Source organism: Actimicrobium antarcticum, assembly GCF_039536745.1.
In the GTDB taxonomy this organism is placed as follows: domain Bacteria; phylum Pseudomonadota; class Gammaproteobacteria; order Burkholderiales; family Burkholderiaceae_D; genus Actimicrobium; species Actimicrobium antarcticum.
This window is the reverse complement of the sequence record NZ_BAAAZE010000013.1, coordinates 30,539-44,486: the sequence shown is the minus strand read 5'-3', so window position 1 is coordinate 44,486 and position 13,948 is coordinate 30,539. Positions and strand designations below refer to the sequence as shown.

15 protein-coding genes are annotated in these 13,948 nt (G+C 62.0%); 8 read left to right on the top strand and 7 right to left on the bottom strand.

From position 1 onward, the window contains the following. Positions 1-142: 142 nt before the first annotated feature. The 3 genes from ABD720_RS15605 to ABD720_RS15595 all read right to left on the bottom strand — a co-directional run bounded on the left by ABD720_RS15605 (position 143) and on the right by ABD720_RS15595 (position 2,953). Positions 143-832, bottom strand: a complete 690-nt coding sequence (locus tag ABD720_RS15605; RefSeq protein WP_344764608.1) for a glutathione S-transferase family protein — start codon at positions 830-832, stop codon at positions 143-145. 126 nt (positions 833-958) lie between these two features. Further along, on the bottom strand, positions 959-2,473 hold the full coding sequence (locus ABD720_RS15600; RefSeq protein ID WP_344764607.1) for a CYTH and CHAD domain-containing protein: 1,515 nt from the start codon (positions 2,471-2,473) through the stop codon (positions 959-961). Between the two features lie 171 nt (positions 2,474-2,644). Continuing rightward, complete coding sequence (locus ABD720_RS15595; protein ID WP_344764605.1) at positions 2,645-2,953, bottom strand: high-potential iron-sulfur protein; 309 nt, start codon at positions 2,951-2,953, stop codon at positions 2,645-2,647. 300 nt (positions 2,954-3,253) lie between these two features. Between ABD720_RS15595 and ABD720_RS15590 the strand changes: the two genes are divergently transcribed. Both ABD720_RS15590 and ABD720_RS15585 read left to right on the top strand, forming a co-directional pair. Further along, positions 3,254-3,931, top strand: coding sequence for a type 1 glutamine amidotransferase domain-containing protein (locus ABD720_RS15590; RefSeq protein WP_344764603.1), 678 nt, complete (start codon positions 3,254-3,256; stop codon positions 3,929-3,931). Positions 3,932-4,047: 116 nt separating this feature from the next. Further along, positions 4,048-5,637: an amidase gene (locus tag ABD720_RS15585; protein ID WP_344764601.1), complete on the top strand. Its 1,590-nt coding sequence runs from the start codon at positions 4,048-4,050 to the stop codon at positions 5,635-5,637. A 98-nt stretch (positions 5,638-5,735) separates the two neighbouring features. Here the strand turns inward: ABD720_RS15585 and ABD720_RS15580 are convergent, their stop codons facing one another. Both ABD720_RS15580 and ABD720_RS15575 read right to left on the bottom strand, forming a co-directional pair. Further along, positions 5,736-8,267: a cation-translocating P-type ATPase gene (locus tag ABD720_RS15580; protein WP_344764599.1), complete on the bottom strand. Its 2,532-nt coding sequence runs from the start codon at positions 8,265-8,267 to the stop codon at positions 5,736-5,738. A gap of 107 nt (positions 8,268-8,374) precedes the next feature. Beyond that, a complete protein-coding gene (locus tag ABD720_RS15575) occupies positions 8,375-8,704 on the bottom strand; it encodes a BON domain-containing protein (protein ID WP_344764597.1) in 330 nt (109 codons plus the stop codon). A gap of 328 nt (positions 8,705-9,032) precedes the next feature. Between ABD720_RS15575 and ABD720_RS15570 the strand changes: the two genes are divergently transcribed. Further along, positions 9,033-9,242 carry a hypothetical protein gene (locus tag ABD720_RS15570; RefSeq protein ID WP_344764595.1) on the top strand — a complete coding sequence of 70 codons (210 nt, stop codon included), beginning with the start codon at positions 9,033-9,035 and terminating at the stop codon, positions 9,240-9,242. After that, on the top strand, positions 9,239-10,564 hold the full coding sequence (locus ABD720_RS15565; protein WP_344764593.1) for a hypothetical protein: 1,326 nt from the start codon (positions 9,239-9,241) through the stop codon (positions 10,562-10,564). The genes ABD720_RS15570 and ABD720_RS15565 overlap by 4 nt, the downstream gene beginning before the upstream one ends. 50 nt (positions 10,565-10,614) lie before the next feature. Here the strand turns inward: ABD720_RS15565 and ABD720_RS15560 are convergent, their stop codons facing one another. Together ABD720_RS15560 and ABD720_RS15555 are read right to left on the bottom strand one after the other, a co-directional pair. Further along, on the bottom strand, positions 10,615-10,971 hold the full coding sequence (locus tag ABD720_RS15560) for a carboxymuconolactone decarboxylase family protein (protein ID WP_344764592.1): 357 nt from the start codon (positions 10,969-10,971) through the stop codon (positions 10,615-10,617). A 170-nt stretch (positions 10,972-11,141) separates the two neighbouring features. Further along, entirely contained in the window at positions 11,142-12,017 is an 876-nt protein-coding gene (locus ABD720_RS15555; RefSeq protein WP_344764590.1) for a c-type cytochrome, read from the bottom strand. A gap of 207 nt (positions 12,018-12,224) precedes the next feature. Here ABD720_RS15555 and ABD720_RS15550 point away from each other — a divergent pair, with 207 nt between their 5' ends. The 4 genes from ABD720_RS15550 to ABD720_RS15535 all read left to right on the top strand — a co-directional run bounded on the left by ABD720_RS15550 (position 12,225) and on the right by ABD720_RS15535 (position 13,914). Continuing rightward, positions 12,225-12,554, top strand: a complete 330-nt coding sequence (locus tag ABD720_RS15550) for an ArsR/SmtB family transcription factor (RefSeq protein ID WP_344764588.1) — start codon at positions 12,225-12,227, stop codon at positions 12,552-12,554. Further along, positions 12,551-12,979 (top strand): YeeE/YedE family protein, encoded by a 429-nt coding sequence (locus ABD720_RS15545; RefSeq protein WP_425547988.1) that lies wholly within the window; start codon positions 12,551-12,553, stop codon positions 12,977-12,979. Before ABD720_RS15550 ends, ABD720_RS15545 begins: the two co-directional genes overlap by 4 nt. A 10-nt stretch (positions 12,980-12,989) precedes the next feature. Continuing rightward, a complete protein-coding gene (locus tag ABD720_RS15540; protein WP_344764586.1) occupies positions 12,990-13,454 on the top strand; it encodes a YeeE/YedE family protein in 465 nt (154 codons plus the stop codon). Between the two features lie 91 nt (positions 13,455-13,545). Beyond that, positions 13,546-13,914, top strand: coding sequence for a hypothetical protein (locus ABD720_RS15535; RefSeq protein WP_344764584.1), 369 nt, complete (start codon positions 13,546-13,548; stop codon positions 13,912-13,914). Positions 13,915-13,948 lie beyond the last annotated feature (34 nt).

Genomic DNA, 13,948 nt, shown 5'->3' with positions numbered 1-13,948 from the left:
AGGACAACTTAGATGACATCGTTCACATTGGTCATCCTGGCAGCATTGATGGACGCTACCCTGGCTTCAGCCGATGTCGATACCGCCAGTAAGTTCGCGCAAAAGGCGCCACAGCGGTACTTCGGTGAAGCCGCCCCCAGACTCAAGCCGACATCATCACCGGCCCACCTTTTTCAATCGCACGCTGATACGCCGGTCGCGCCGTCATTTTCTTTTTATATGCGAGCAAGGCCGGAAACCGGTTCGCGCCCTCCACCCGCGACAGCGCTGCCTCGACCGCAAAACTCATCTGAAAATCGGCCATGGTCAACTGGTCACCGGAAAACCAGGCGTGCGTGGACAGATGCTGTTCCATGAATGCCAGCGCCGTGGCGAGATTCGGATCGATCAGTTTTATCTGTACTTGTTCGCATAATTTGCGGGCGATGGGTCGCACGAAGAACGGCATCGGTTGCGTCGGAATGGTCATGAAAACCAGTTTCATGACCAACCAGTTCATCAGCGATCCCTCGGCAAAATGCATCCAGAAGCGGCACTGGCGATGCTCGGGTGTGCCGGTTGTTGGCTGCAAGGCGGCGACGTCGCCGCTGCCGTTAGCGCCGTAACTTTCGACCAGATATTCAATGATCGCCGCCGATTCGGCCACCGTGATACCGCCGTCGGTGATCACGGGTGATTTGCCCAGCGGATGAACGGCTTTGAGTTCGGGCGGCGCGAGCCGGGTTTTTTTGTCGCGCTGGTAACGCTTGATCTCGTAGGGGACGCCAAGCTCTTCAAGCAGCCAGAGGATGCGCTGCGAGCGGGATGTTTCCAGATGGTGGACGGTGATCATGGTGGCCTGATGGTGAGGGTTGAATAGACGTGGGCGAGCAGTGTCTCTGCTGCCCGGAAAATAACCGGGTCCGGTTGCACCAGCCGGTCTGGCGTCATGCTTCCCGCACCCGTAAAACCAGCGCGGCTACCCGGCCAGCGAGATCGCCGCAAGCTCTTCGCAGCGCCTGCGAACAGCTTTGTCATCGCGCTCGATCCCGACCGCCAGCGTGCCACGTACAAAGCCGATGCTGCCCGCCAGTTCCGGCTGGGCGAGCTGCAATTGCTGCAGCAGCCGACCGGCCACGGCCGCATCGTTTCTCGCGCCAAGCTGGTCCTGCAGACCCGCCAGTGCACGGGCATATCGACGCATGTTTTTTTCCGGGTAAAGCGACGAAAAAAATTCGGTCGCGTAACGTAGTTTTTTGATTGCGATGCGCAGGCGATGCCGCGCTTGCGGCGTGCCATCGCGCAACTGGTGACTGCGACGGGCCAGGCGCTCCTGATTGCGTGCAAGTAGATCGTGCACAATGAATGTCAGATGGAGTGGCGTTGCGGTCTGCTCATCGACGGCGGCAATACCAAAGAGCCAGCGCGCAAGACCCAGCATCAGTCGGGTGTAACGCGCCGTACCAATGGCGGCCGATGCGATGTCATGCGCGGCTTGCGCCGTGCGACGGGCGGCCAGTGTCATGCCGGCGATATCGATGTCGGATGGCATGTCAGCCATGGTCGACAGCGTGGTCCCGGCCAGCACGTCCCAGTCACGCGCCGGCCCAAGTTGCGCGGCGAGCCAGTCCAGTTCGTCGCGCAGTGACACCGGACACGGCTGCCAGCGCTGTAACAATCCGATTGCACCGAGCAGGCGGCGCAGACCGACGCGCATCTGATGCAGGCTTTCGGGATCGGACCTGCATTCCACGCCCGCCTCGTTGGACTGGATCTGCGTCAGGCAATTCGACGCGATGGTCTGGAACGCCTGAACCAGCGACATCTGCGTCGACAGGACGATCGGCGCGGCGGTGACTGCCTTGTCGGGTTGCGGTGCGAGCAAGGCATAGCCGCGTCCGGCCTTGCTGCGGTTGCCGATTCTCAGCGCAATATCCTGTTGCAGCGCGAGGGCAAAATCGAACAGGTGCAGCGGATCGCCTGATTTCAGTTCCAGTTCGATTTCACTGATCGGCACGCTCTGGCCGCCGCAATCGATACGGCCCTGGTCGAGGACGAATTCGATCTCGCCACCATCGGCCAGACGCAGGTCCCAGACTGTGCGCACGACGTCGATCTCGAACAGCGACTGCAGTCGTTCTTCAAATTCGGCAGAGCGCAGCAGTTTTCCCCACGGGCCTTTTTTCCCGACCAGCGCACGCAGTGCTGCCAGCTCCGGCAACGGGCCGGCGACGGGCGACTCCCACTCATGCCGGCTGTGCAAGCCACCGGCGACACTGCCGCCGGCCTTCAAGGTCTGTATCCATCCGCCACCGACACGGCGCACGCGCAGGCCCGCTCCGGCGGCGCGCAATTGCAGGTCGGGTGTATCGAAGTAACTGTCCTGCTGCGGCTGCTTGCGCGGCTTTGCCGTGGCGAGCTGTTTCAGTAAAGGATGCCTGCGCAAGGCCGCGACATCAGCCGGCTTGATGAGCAATTTCAGTTCCACTTCCATGATGGGTTCCTTCCCGAGACCAGACTTCCGTGCCAGTCATCCTAACAGCGCGGCGTACACACCCAGCCTATCAAAGCACCAACGCCGCGCCGGCACACCAATGCACCGGGCAAAAAAAAGCACGCTGACTGCGTGCTTTCTTGTCGGACCGACGGTGAAATAACCGGTCGATCAGGCCTTCTTGGCGTAGGCGCTGCACCAGCCGGCAGCAGCAACCTGCTTGCCCGGGAACAGTGCGCAGTTACCGTAGCCGGTAGCGCCGCCCTGGTACAACTGGCAATTACCGCAATGCTGGCCGGCAGCGTATTTCGGGAATTTGGCTTTGTCTGCCTTGGTAGCGTCTTCCTTGTAGCCCAGGCCGATCGCTTGCGGATCGGTCTCGGCTACCTTGGCTGCTTCAGCGCGGGTCAGTGTGGCGGCGGCCAGTGCGGCGGTGCCGACCAGCGAATGGATGACAAAAGTACGGCGATTCATGTTCATGTTAAATCCTCAGGGTGGGACATCAGTTGGCTAAAAAAAGGCTTACTGCCCAGGTCACGAAATGACGCCCGAGTCTAGCACTGTTATCAGGAATATTCACTGGCACCGGAGATGCCCGATGCGCAGCGCGCTGCGGCACCCGGGCACCGTCGACTCATATCGAATTGGCAAGTGTGCCAGCGCACGGACGGCGTTGCGGGAACGCGCTTATAGTCCTCCTGCGTGATGCAAGCAGCCGCAGTCCGCACCGCACTCCCGGTCCGCAATCCGGACGTTCACACCCTATTCGAAAGGCACGACATGAATCTATTAATGGTACTGACCTCGCACGACAAACTTGGTGACACCGGCAACAAGACCGGGTTCTGGCTGGAAGAATTTGCCGCGCCCTACTACGTCTTCAAGGACGCCGGTGCAACGATCACGCTGGCCTCACCGCTGGGTGGTCAGCCGCCACTGGACCCGAAAAGCGACGACCCGACCGCGCAGACCGACTCCACCCATCGCTTCAAGGCAGACACCGCTGCCCAGGCCGCACTGGCCACCACCGTCAAGCTCGATACCGTGACAGCGGACGACTTCGACGCGGTGTTCTACCCGGGTGGACATGGTCCGCTGTGGGATCTGGCCGAAGACAAGAACTCCATCGCACTGATCGAGACCATGCTCAAGGCCGGCAAACCGGTAGTGGCGGTCTGTCACGCTCCCGGCATTCTGCGTCATCCGAAAAATCCGGACGGCACATCGGTAGTCCATGGCAAGGCCGTCACCGGCTTCACCAATACCGAAGAGCAGGCCGTGGGCCTGACTGACGTGGTGCCTTTTCTGGTGGAAGACATGCTCAGGCAAAACGGCGGCACGTACTCGAAACTGGGGGACTGGCAGCCCTACGTCGTCACCGACGGAATGTTGATTACGGGCCAGAATCCGGCGTCGTCAGAGCCTGCCGCAAAAGCATTGCTCAAGCTGCTGGGCTAAAACCCGTTCCGCGCCGGAAGCCCGGCCTGCGACGACCGTCGCTGCTTGCCTTCCGGCAAACATGGTTCGTCAACCTGTGTTAACGTCTTGGCACCAAAACACAGGTTGGAGCTCGCATGCATCGCAGAAATTTCATCAAGCTGGGCGCCGCCGGCGCACTCGGCACCGTTGCCATTAGCGCCAACAGCGCCATCGCTGCGTCTGGCCAACTCAACCTGATCGATGCCAGCGTCGCCCAACTCCAGGCAGCAATGACCGCCGGCACGCTGACCGCGACCGCACTCACCAAACACTATCTGGCCCGCATCAAGGCCATCGACCAGGCCGGTCCGCACATCAACGCCGTCATCGAACGCAATCCCGATGCACTGACCATTGCTGCAGCGCTCGATGCCGAACGCAAAAGCAAGGGTCCGCGCGGTCCGCTGCATGGCATCCCGGTACTCATCAAGGACAATATCGCCACCGCCGACCGCATGCAGACCACGGCCGGCTCTCTCGCACTGGTCGGTGCGAAGGCGCCACGCGACGCGTTTCTGGTGACGCAATTGCGCGAAGCCGGCGCCGTCATCCTCGGCAAGACCAACCTCAGCGAATGGGCCAACATCCGTTCGACCCGCTCGACCTCGGGCTGGAGCGCGCGCGGTGGCCTGACCCGTAATCCCTATGCGCTGGACCGCAATACCAGCGGCTCCAGTTCCGGCTCGGCGGCAGCCATCGCAGCCAGTCTGGCGGCCATTGCCGTGGGCACCGAGACCGATGGATCGATCACGTCACCGGCCTCGATCTGCGGTCTGGTCGGTCTGAAACCCACGGTCGGATTGATCAGCCGCGACGGCATCATTCCGATTTCGCACACACAGGACACTCCCGGACCGATGACACGCAGCGTGGCCGATGCCGCCGTGCTGCTGGGCGCCATGACCGGCACGGACCCGCACGATAGCGCCACCGCTGGGATCAAGCGGCAGGACTACATGCGCTTTCTCGACGCGGATGGCTTGCGCGGCGCGCGCATCGGCGTGGTGCGCAATGCCACCGCCTCCCATCCGGCGGTGCAGGCACTGGCCAGCGCCGCGCTGGCAGTGATGGCGGCCAAAGGCGCGATTCTGGTCGACGTCGAACTGCCCAACATCAGCAAGTACGGTGACTCCGAACTGGAGGTGCTGCTGTACGAACTGAAGACCGGCCTCAATACCTACCTGGCCGAATTCGCCACCGGCGCGCCGGTGCGCACGCTCAATGACGTGATCGCGTTCAACCAGCAGCACCGCGCTACCGAGATGGGATTCTTTGACCAGGAATTGTTCCTGCGCGCCGAGGCCAAGGGCGGACTCGACAGCCCGGAGTATCTGGCGGCACTGGCCAACAATCGGCAATACTCCCGCACCGAAGGCATCGACCAGGTGCTCGCCGAGTACAAGCTCGACGCGCTGTTCGCCCCCACCGGCGGTCCGGCCTGGCTGACCGACACCATCAACGCCGATCACTTCGGCGACAGTTTTTCAACGCCGGCAGCGGTTGCCGGATATCCGCACATCACGGTGCCGGCCGGCTATGTCGCCGGTCTGCCGGTCGGCGTCTCGTTTGTCGCCGGCGCGTATGCCGAAGGCATGCTGATCAAACTGGCGTATGCGTTCGAGCAATCGACACTGCATCGGCGCGCACCGGGCTTTCCTGCCAGCGTGAAACAGCATGTTGGCTAGCGCACCATGACAGCCGCGTCGGCATCGATGACCACAATCACGCGGTCATCGATGCCGACAACCCCACCCGACTCCTGGGGCGCAGCCAGCGCAGCGCATTACGCCGCAACACGGCTCCTGAGCCCCCACTTGACCACCTCGAACCACAACAGACTCACTACCGCCGCACCGGCCCCTGCCAGCAGCATCCACGGCGGCGGCGTGGCAAACAGGAACAAGCCGCTGAGAAACGGAACGCCGATGATCGCGCCGAGCATGGTGACGGTCGCCACGGCGATCCAGACGAAGGCACGGTTCGATCCACCGCGTGCCAGCAACGCAGGCTGGTTCCAGAACCGGTTGGCAAAGATCAGCGCCAGGTTCGACAGCACCAGCACCGTGAACGTCAGCGCACGCGCCACTTCATCCGAACCGGAAAACTGGCGCGCCAGTGCATGCACCCCGAGCAGCAACGCCAGCAATCCCATGCCTTGCCAGAGGCCGCGAATCAATACTGTCCGGTCGAACAGGCGCGCATCCTGCCGGCGCGGCGGTACGGTCATCGCATCGGCTTCCAGCGGTTGCGCCTCGAACACCACCGAGCATGCCGGATCGATGATCAGCTGCAGAAAAAGGATATGCACCGGCATCAGCAGCATCGGCCAGCCAAGCAGCACCGGCAGGATCGACAGGCCGACGATGGGTACGTGCACTGCCACCACAAAAACGATCGCCTTGCGCAGGTTGGCAAAGACGCGGCGGCCATAGCGCACGGCCGTCACCAGCGACGAGAAGTCGTCGTTGAGCAGCACCAGCGCGGCAGCTTCGCGCGCCACGTCGGTGCCACGCGCACCCATGGCCACACCGATGTGGGCGGCCTTGAGCGCCGGTGCGTCATTGACGCCGTCGCCGGTCATGGCGACGATGTCGCCGCGCGCACGGAACGCCTGCACCAGCCGCAGCTTTTGCTCCGGCTGCACCCGGCAAAAGACGTGCGTGGCGGCAAGCCGTTTTGTCAGTTCGTCGTCGTTCAGAGTCGCCAGCTCGGACCCGGTCATGACCTCGCCGTCCGTAGTCAGCCCCGCCTGCCGCGCGATCGACACCGCCGTGACCGGATGGTCGCCGGTGATCATCACCACGCGGATGCCGGCGGCTCGGCACTCGGCGATGGCCTTGGGTACGTCAGGGCGAACCGGGTCTTCCAGCGCGACCAGTCCGAGGAACACGAAGTCGAAATCGTGTTGCTGGTCCGGCAGCGCGGCCGCGGCAAATGTGGCCCGCGCCACGCCCAGCACGCGCAAGCCATCGCCGGCCATGATCGCAACCTGCGCAGCGATCGCGGCCTGCCGTGTTGCATCCATGTGGCAGAGGTCGACAATGGCTTCCGGCGCGCCTTTGGCGGCGATCATCAGCGCCTGTTGATCCGGCGATTGCCAGACCCGGGACATCGCCAGCATCGCGCGCGATAGCGGATAGTCGTCCACCAGCGTCCAGTCGTCATGCAGATGTTCGGTACCGGCAAGCAGTCGTTTGCCGGACTCGGCGATGGCCGTTTCCATCGGATCGAAGGCACGCCGATGGCTGGCCAGCACGGCGAATTCGAGGACACCGTGCAGGGCTTCCTGCAACGGTGTCGCGTCGGCTTTGGCGCTGTCATAAGCATCCGCCTCTGTCCAGAGTCGGCGAACCGCCATGCGATTGGCGGTCAGCGTGCCGGTCTTGTCGACGCATAACACGGTGGTGGCCCCCAGCAGCTCGACCGCCGGGATGCTACGCGCCAGCACCTTCTCGCGCGACAGGCGCCACGCACCAAGACCCAGGAACAGCGTGAGGATCACCGGCAGTTCCTCGGGAAGGATCGCCATGGCAAGTGTCAGACCGGCCAGCAAACCATGCAGCCAGTCGCCGGTGCTGAACCAGTAGGCCACCGCCAGGCCCGACGCCAGCATCAGGCCGACGATCGCGACGCGCTTGACGACTGTGCGGGTCTCGTTCTGGATGGGGGTATCCTCGCCGCCCAGGGCCGCGAGTGACTTGCCGATCCGGCCCAGCGCGCTGCGCTCGCCGGTAGCCATCACGCAGCCTTGCGCCGTGCCCTGTGTGACCAGCGTCCCGGAAAACGCCTGACTTTCTGCTGACGCTGATGAGGATGGATCGACCGCGCCCGCAGTCGTGCCGGCCTGCTTGCTCACCGGCACCGATTCACCCGTGAGCATCGATTCATCGACGCTCAGATTGGACACCTCGATCAGGTCGAGATCGGCCGGCACCCTGTCGCCCTCGGCGAGCAGCACGATGTCGCCGCAGACGAGATCACGGCCCGCGATCTTTTGCGTTTTGCCGTCACGAAGGACTAGTGCTTGCGGGCTGGACATGTCGCGCAACGACTCCAGCGAACGCTCGGTGCGCCGCTGCTGCACGAAGGTAATGCCCATCACCACGAACACGAAACCCAGCAGCATCAGGGCTTCATTGCGGTCGCCCAATGCCAGGTAAATCACGCCACACGCCACCAGCAGCAAAAACATCGGCTCGGCAACCACATCGCCCAGCAGCCGCAGCACGCTGCGCGGGCGTGACACCGGCAACGCGTTCGGCCCATCACGCGTCAGGCGCGCCCGCGCTTCGGTATCGGTCAGGCCGCTACGCATTGTCAACGCCGGCTGGGGAACTGGAACGGGACGCGTGGCTTCGCCCTGAAGGCGTCGGGATCATGCTTCGGTGCGGGCCTGTTGCGGTATTGATCCTGTGACGTGGTTCATTTTTTGATGGTCAGTCCGTCGTGGATGGTGTGTACCCCGTCGACTCCGCGAATCAGTTTGATCGTTGTATCGATCCTGCTCTGGGTGTCGACAATGCCATCGAGCCGCACGTCGCCCTTGAGGGTGGTGACATGGATATCGAAGCCGTTCAGGATAGCGTCGTGCAGCAGCGCCGTTTTGACATTGGTCGTGACGTCGGCATCGGCGAGGTTGACGGAGCCCGACGACGCCTCTCCGCTTACTTTCGGGGTCTTGTTGCACCCACCCAGCCCGATCAGCGTGAACGCAGCAGCACTACATATTGCCACTCGAAATCTTGTATTCATGCGATTTTCCTTGGTAGCGGGCGGCGACGCCCGCCGTCACTTTTTCGAGCACGCTACCTGAACGCCGGATGTTTTTCTATGCGCTACCGAACTTAGGAAATCGTACCCGCAGTGGCCACGATCCGTTGCTGGATAACTTTAAGGTGCCAACGATCCTGTTGCGGTACAGATGACGGTCATTCCAGCCGCGATCCGGCATCACTCGCTGTCGACAGCCCTCGCCGAAAAGTGACTGCGTTGGCGGTCTGCGTGTGCTACCGCGCAGACACTGGCGGCGAGGAAGCGCACGGTGGTCCATTAATTTGCCATGTGCTATCGGAGAATATTGATGAAGACCCTGCCTGCTTTGGCCGTTGGTGCAACTGCACTATTCAAGTCTGGCATCTCGCTGGCACAAAACGGACACATGATGAACGGTGGTGGAATGAGCGGCGGCTGGATGGGTGGATACGGCTGGGGTTGGGGCATGGGCTGCATGCTGCTGGTCATCGCCGGTATTGCTCTCGTCGCATGGATCATCACCCGAGGTCGCCAATGACCGACGGCGAATTCGATTCGATCGAGATCCTCAACAGCGAATGCTTCTGCATCAGCCTGGACGACACCGCGCTGCGGCAGGCGCTGGAGTCCGAGATCGGTCAGCCCGGTCTGTTTGCCTTGCTGCAGCAGCGTTGCCCCTACCTGTTCGCAACACGTCCGGTGTTTTTGTCGCACGCGCACATGACGCGCATGGCGCAGGTGGTGCAGGCCATCGAATCGGTGGTCGCGCTGCCAGCCTATCGCGAGGAAGTCCTGGCGACGGCCCCGGCGATTGCGCGCCACCAACCCGGCGGTGTCAGGAGCGTGTTCTTCGGCTACGATTTTCACGTCACCGAGGATGGCTTTGGCCTGATCGAGATCAATACCAATGCGGGCGGTGCGATGCTCAATGCGGTGCTGGCGCGCGCACAGCGCAGTTGCTGCGCAGCGCTGGAAAGCGTGCAGCCGCCACCGGCGAGCGCCGATGCATTCGAAGCCAATCTGATGGCGATGTTTCGTCGCGAGTGGTCACTTGGCGGGCATGAGCGGCCGCTACGCAGCATCGCCATCGTCGACGAGAATCCTGAACAGCAGTATCTGTATCCCGAATTCCTGCTGTTCCAGCGACTGTTCGAGAGACACGGATTGGCGGCGGTGATTGCCGGTCCGTCCGAATTCAGTGTGCGCGACGGCGCGCTCTGGCACGGCGAACTGGCCATCGATCTGGTCTACAACCGCCTGACCGATTTTTCGCTGGCCGAGCCTGCCAGCGCAACGCTGCGCGAGGCGTATCTGCTGGACGCGGTCGTGCTCACGCCGCATCCGCAGGCACACGCGCTGTACGCCGACAAACGCAATCTGGCCCTGCTCGGCGATGCATCGCGGTTGCAGGCATTGGGTGTAGCACAGGCCACGCAGGACATTTTGCTGGCCGGCATTCCTCATACCGAACTGGTCGAGGCGCAGCATGCCGAGCGCCTCTGGCGCGAGCGGCGCCAGCTGTTTTTCAAGCCCTACGCCGGATTCGGCGGGCGCGCGGCGTACCGGGGCGACAAGCTGACCCAGCGGGTCTGGCAGGACATCCTCGCCGGCGACTATGTGGCACAGGCGCTGGTGGCCCCCGGCAGACGGGCCACCTCGAACGACGCCACGGCACAGCCACTCAAGTTCGACCTGCGCGCCTACACGTATGACGGCAGCGTGCAATGGGTGGCGGCGCGTTTGTACCAGGGCCAGACCACCAATTTCCGCACGCCGGGCGGCGGCTTTGCACCGGTCTACGAAGGGTCGTCGTCTATGCATTCTGGTGCTGGCTGGTGTTCGACAGCCAAGGATCAGTAAGCGGGCGCGCAAGCGCATTTGTGTATCACCCTGACCTGCTGCACCGGACCTTAACGAGGAGCAGAAAACTCCTCGAATGCCGCCAACGCATTCGCTGAATACATCAGCGACGGGCCGCCGCCCATATAGATCGCCATGCCCAGCGCTTCTTCCAGTTCGGCTTTGCTGGTGCCCAGCTTGACCAGGGTCTGGACATGGAAGCCGATGCACGCGTCACAGTGCGCCGCCACGCCCAGCGCGAGCGCGATCAGTTCCTTGGTTTTTTTATCGAGCACGCCGTCGCGCGACGCCGCGCGCGCCATATCCGCGAAGCCTTTCATGAGCTCGGGCATGTCGGTGCGCAGTGTGCCCAGCTGCGTCGACACCGACGTGGTCAACGCGTGGTAATCGGTGGATGAGGTGGTCATGTGATCCTTGTACGGTGGGTGCGATGGGTTAGTTTCTGGCGGCCCGGCCAGTGGCGTTATCCGACACCACGTAAGTCATGATCCATGTGGCAAGGCCAAAGAAGGTTCCGATCGAAATACGTGCATGCATGATGGTGCTCTGACGGTGGTTTCTGGCTTGGCGGTCCCGCTCAGGAGCGGGCATCCCTGGGTTTGTCGCCCTTCGGCCAGTCGTTGTTCTTGTGCGGATAAACCGGCCGCGGCTGATGCGTAAAATATTCCGCCACATCGAGTGCCTCCTGATCAGTCAGGCTTCCCCCTTGTCCGAGCGGCATGTTGTGTTTGACGAAGGCAGCGGCGGTGTAGGTGCGCGCCATGCCGGCGCCGTCATTGAAGGAATCCTTGCCCCACACCGGCGGGAACAGGTATCCGCCGGCCGGATTGGCGATGCCGGCGCCGGCTGCGCCGTGACAGCTGGCGCACTTGGCGCCAAAAACCTCTTTCCCGTGCGCCGGATCAGCGACGAGTTTCTGATCGATAGCGCCAAATCCCCGACCCTTGACGCTGGTGCCGGTAGGAACTCCGGTCGACAGCCATTGCATGTACGCGAGAATGTTGTTCATCTCGGCCGAATCGTAGGCAATGGGCTTGCCGTTCATCGAACGCTCGAAGCAGTCGTTGACGCGCTCCGGCAGCGAGATCACTTTGCCGCTGCGCGAGCGGTATTCGGGGAACACGCCCCAGATACCGATCCATGGCGATGCGTTGGCGGTGGTGCCGCCAGCCAGATGGCAGCTAGTGCAGTTGAGTCCGTTGCCGACGTTGTTGGGCAAGCGCTGGTGCGTCTCGGTGAGCAGCTTGCGCCCTTCCTGAATCGCGACGCCCTTCGGCCCGGACGGTATCGTCGCGTCGGCCGGTGCGACCAGCAGCGGTGCCGGTGCCTGCGCAAACGCATTCCAGGTCATGCAGGCCAGCAGCGCACTGGCAATCACGGTCATTTTCGTCGTCATGTTCTTCTTCATCATGTTCTTCTTCATCATGTTTTTCTTCATCATGTCTCTCTTCATCATGTCTCTCCTGATCTCTATTCTGTTGATGACTGCCTCTGTGATTGGGCGGTCGACACCTGCGCCTTGCCGACAGGATGATTTCTCCGGGCGTAAGCAATGTGCGTTGCATCAGTCCAGCCAAAATCATTAAAAACATATTATCTTAAAATAGTTTATTTAAGAATATAATATTAAAAATAATTCAACGTAAGGATTAAACGATTCATGAACTCCCCTATCGAACCCATAAACATGAACGCCATGCGCGACGGCGCGGCGAAAGCTTGCGCCCTGCTCAAAGTGCTGGCCAATCCGGACCGCCTGCGATTGTTGTGCCAGCTGACGCAGGGCGAACTCTGCGTCAGCGAACTGGAGACCGCGCTCGGGATCGTGCAGCCGACGTTATCCCAGCAACTGAGTGTGCTGCGTGACGAAAATATGGTCTTGACGCGCCGCGACGGCAAGCAGATTTATTACAGCATCGCCAGCGCCGAAGCGATGGCCGTCCTGCAGGTGCTGTACCAGCTTTACTGTCAACAAGGAGAGGCATCATGATCAATTGGGCGAGCTTTACCCCGTGGACATCGCTGGCGGGTGGCGCACTGATCGGCCTGTCGGCTGCGCTGTTCATCCTGCTCAACGGCCGCATTGCCGGTATCAGTGGCATCCTCGGCGGCCTGTTGCGTCCGGTACGCGGCGACATGGCCTGGCGGGTTGCGTTCCTGACCGGACTGGTCGCCGCCCCGCTGGTGTATGGCCTCGGTGGAGCGTTACCCGTGGTGCAGATCGATGCCGGCACCGGCACATTGATCGTGGCAGGGTTGCTGGTTGGCGTTGGCACCCGCTACGGCTCCGGCTGCACCAGCGGGCATGGCGTATGCGGACTATCGCGCTTGTCGCCGCGCTCGCTGGTCGCAACGGTCGCCTTCATGGCAGCCGGCTTCGCCACCGTATTCGTGGTCCGTCACCTCATCGCCTAAGGAGCCCATCATGCACATTGTTATTTCCGTACTCGTTTCCTTGTTCGTCGGCCTGCTCTTCGGCATCGGGCTGATCCTCTCCGGCATGACCGATCCCGCCAAGGTGCTCGGCTTTCTCGATCTGGCAGGAAACTGGGACCCCTCTCTGGGACTGGTCATGGGCGGCGCAATTGCCGTGAGCCTGCTGGCGTTTCGCGTCGCTGCGGGACGCAAGACATCGCTGCTGGGTGATGTCATGCGCTTGCCGAAGTCGACCCAAATTGACCGCCGTCTGGTACTCGGCGGGCTGGCGTTCGGTGCCGGATGGGGACTGGCCGGCTATTGCCCCGGTCCGGCGCTGGCGTCGCTCGCCAGCGGCAGCGCGAAGCCGATTATTTTTGGCGTTGCGATGCTCGCAGGGATGGTCATTTTCGAGGTTCTGGAGCATTTGTCGGCGCAAAAAAGTTATACATCGAAGGCTAACGCCAGGCGCTGATGACCACGCTCGCAATTGGCATTGCCCTGTCGGCCGGCGCACCCCAAATTTGCCTGCAAGCACGAAACAACAGATCAGGTAGACTCGCGCCATGAAAACATCCCCGCTGCGACGCTTGCTGGTCGCCTTCGTTGCCATTGTTGCCCTGCTGTTTGCACAGCTGGCGCTGGCATCGTATGCGTGTCCCGGCAAGACCACTGCGGTCGCAATGCAATCCATGTCGGACTGCGCAGGAATGGACATGGTGCAACCTTCGCTATGCCATGCCCACTTGCACGACGGCCATCAATCGCTGGATAAACCGGACGTACCGTACGTCGCGCTGTTTCTCCCGACGCAGCTGGTACTGACACTGGTACCAAGGGACCTGCACGCGCAACCGGGCGTGCTTCCCGCCACGGATCTGGTGCGCACGACGGCACCACCAAAACCCATCCTGCACTGCTGTTTCCTGATCTGATACTCCGCATTACCTAGCCTCTGTCGCGGCGTAC

Coding starts and splice junctions, on each gene's coding strand:
- ABD720_RS15580 (WP_344764599.1), bottom strand. CDS start 8,267: ATGCGTAGCGGCCTGACCGATACCGAAGCGCGGGCGCGCCTGACGCGT.
- ABD720_RS15570 (WP_344764595.1), top strand. CDS start 9,033: ATGAAGACCCTGCCTGCTTTGGCCGTTGGTGCAACTGCACTATTCAAG.
- ABD720_RS15590 (WP_344764603.1), top strand. CDS start 3,254: ATGAATCTATTAATGGTACTGACCTCGCACGACAAACTTGGTGACACC.
- ABD720_RS15535 (WP_344764584.1), top strand. CDS start 13,546: ATGAAAACATCCCCGCTGCGACGCTTGCTGGTCGCCTTCGTTGCCATT.
- ABD720_RS15585 (WP_344764601.1), top strand. CDS start 4,048: ATGCATCGCAGAAATTTCATCAAGCTGGGCGCCGCCGGCGCACTCGGC.
- ABD720_RS15565 (WP_344764593.1), top strand. CDS start 9,239: ATGACCGACGGCGAATTCGATTCGATCGAGATCCTCAACAGCGAATGC.
- ABD720_RS15575 (WP_344764597.1), bottom strand. CDS start 8,704: ATGAATACAAGATTTCGAGTGGCAATATGTAGTGCTGCTGCGTTCACG.
- ABD720_RS15560 (WP_344764592.1), bottom strand. CDS start 10,971: ATGACCACCTCATCCACCGATTACCACGCGTTGACCACGTCGGTGTCG.
- ABD720_RS15545 (WP_425547988.1), top strand. CDS start 12,551: ATGATCAATTGGGCGAGCTTTACCCCGTGGACATCGCTGGCGGGTGGC.
- ABD720_RS15540 (WP_344764586.1), top strand. CDS start 12,990: ATGCACATTGTTATTTCCGTACTCGTTTCCTTGTTCGTCGGCCTGCTC.
- ABD720_RS15555 (WP_344764590.1), bottom strand. CDS start 12,017: ATGAAGAGAGACATGATGAAGAAAAACATGATGAAGAAGAACATGATG.
- ABD720_RS15595 (WP_344764605.1), bottom strand. CDS start 2,953: ATGAACATGAATCGCCGTACTTTTGTCATCCATTCGCTGGTCGGCACC.
- ABD720_RS15600 (WP_344764607.1), bottom strand. CDS start 2,473: ATGGAAGTGGAACTGAAATTGCTCATCAAGCCGGCTGATGTCGCGGCC.
- ABD720_RS15550 (WP_344764588.1), top strand. CDS start 12,225: ATGAACTCCCCTATCGAACCCATAAACATGAACGCCATGCGCGACGGC.
- ABD720_RS15605 (WP_344764608.1), bottom strand. CDS start 832: ATGATCACCGTCCACCATCTGGAAACATCCCGCTCGCAGCGCATCCTC.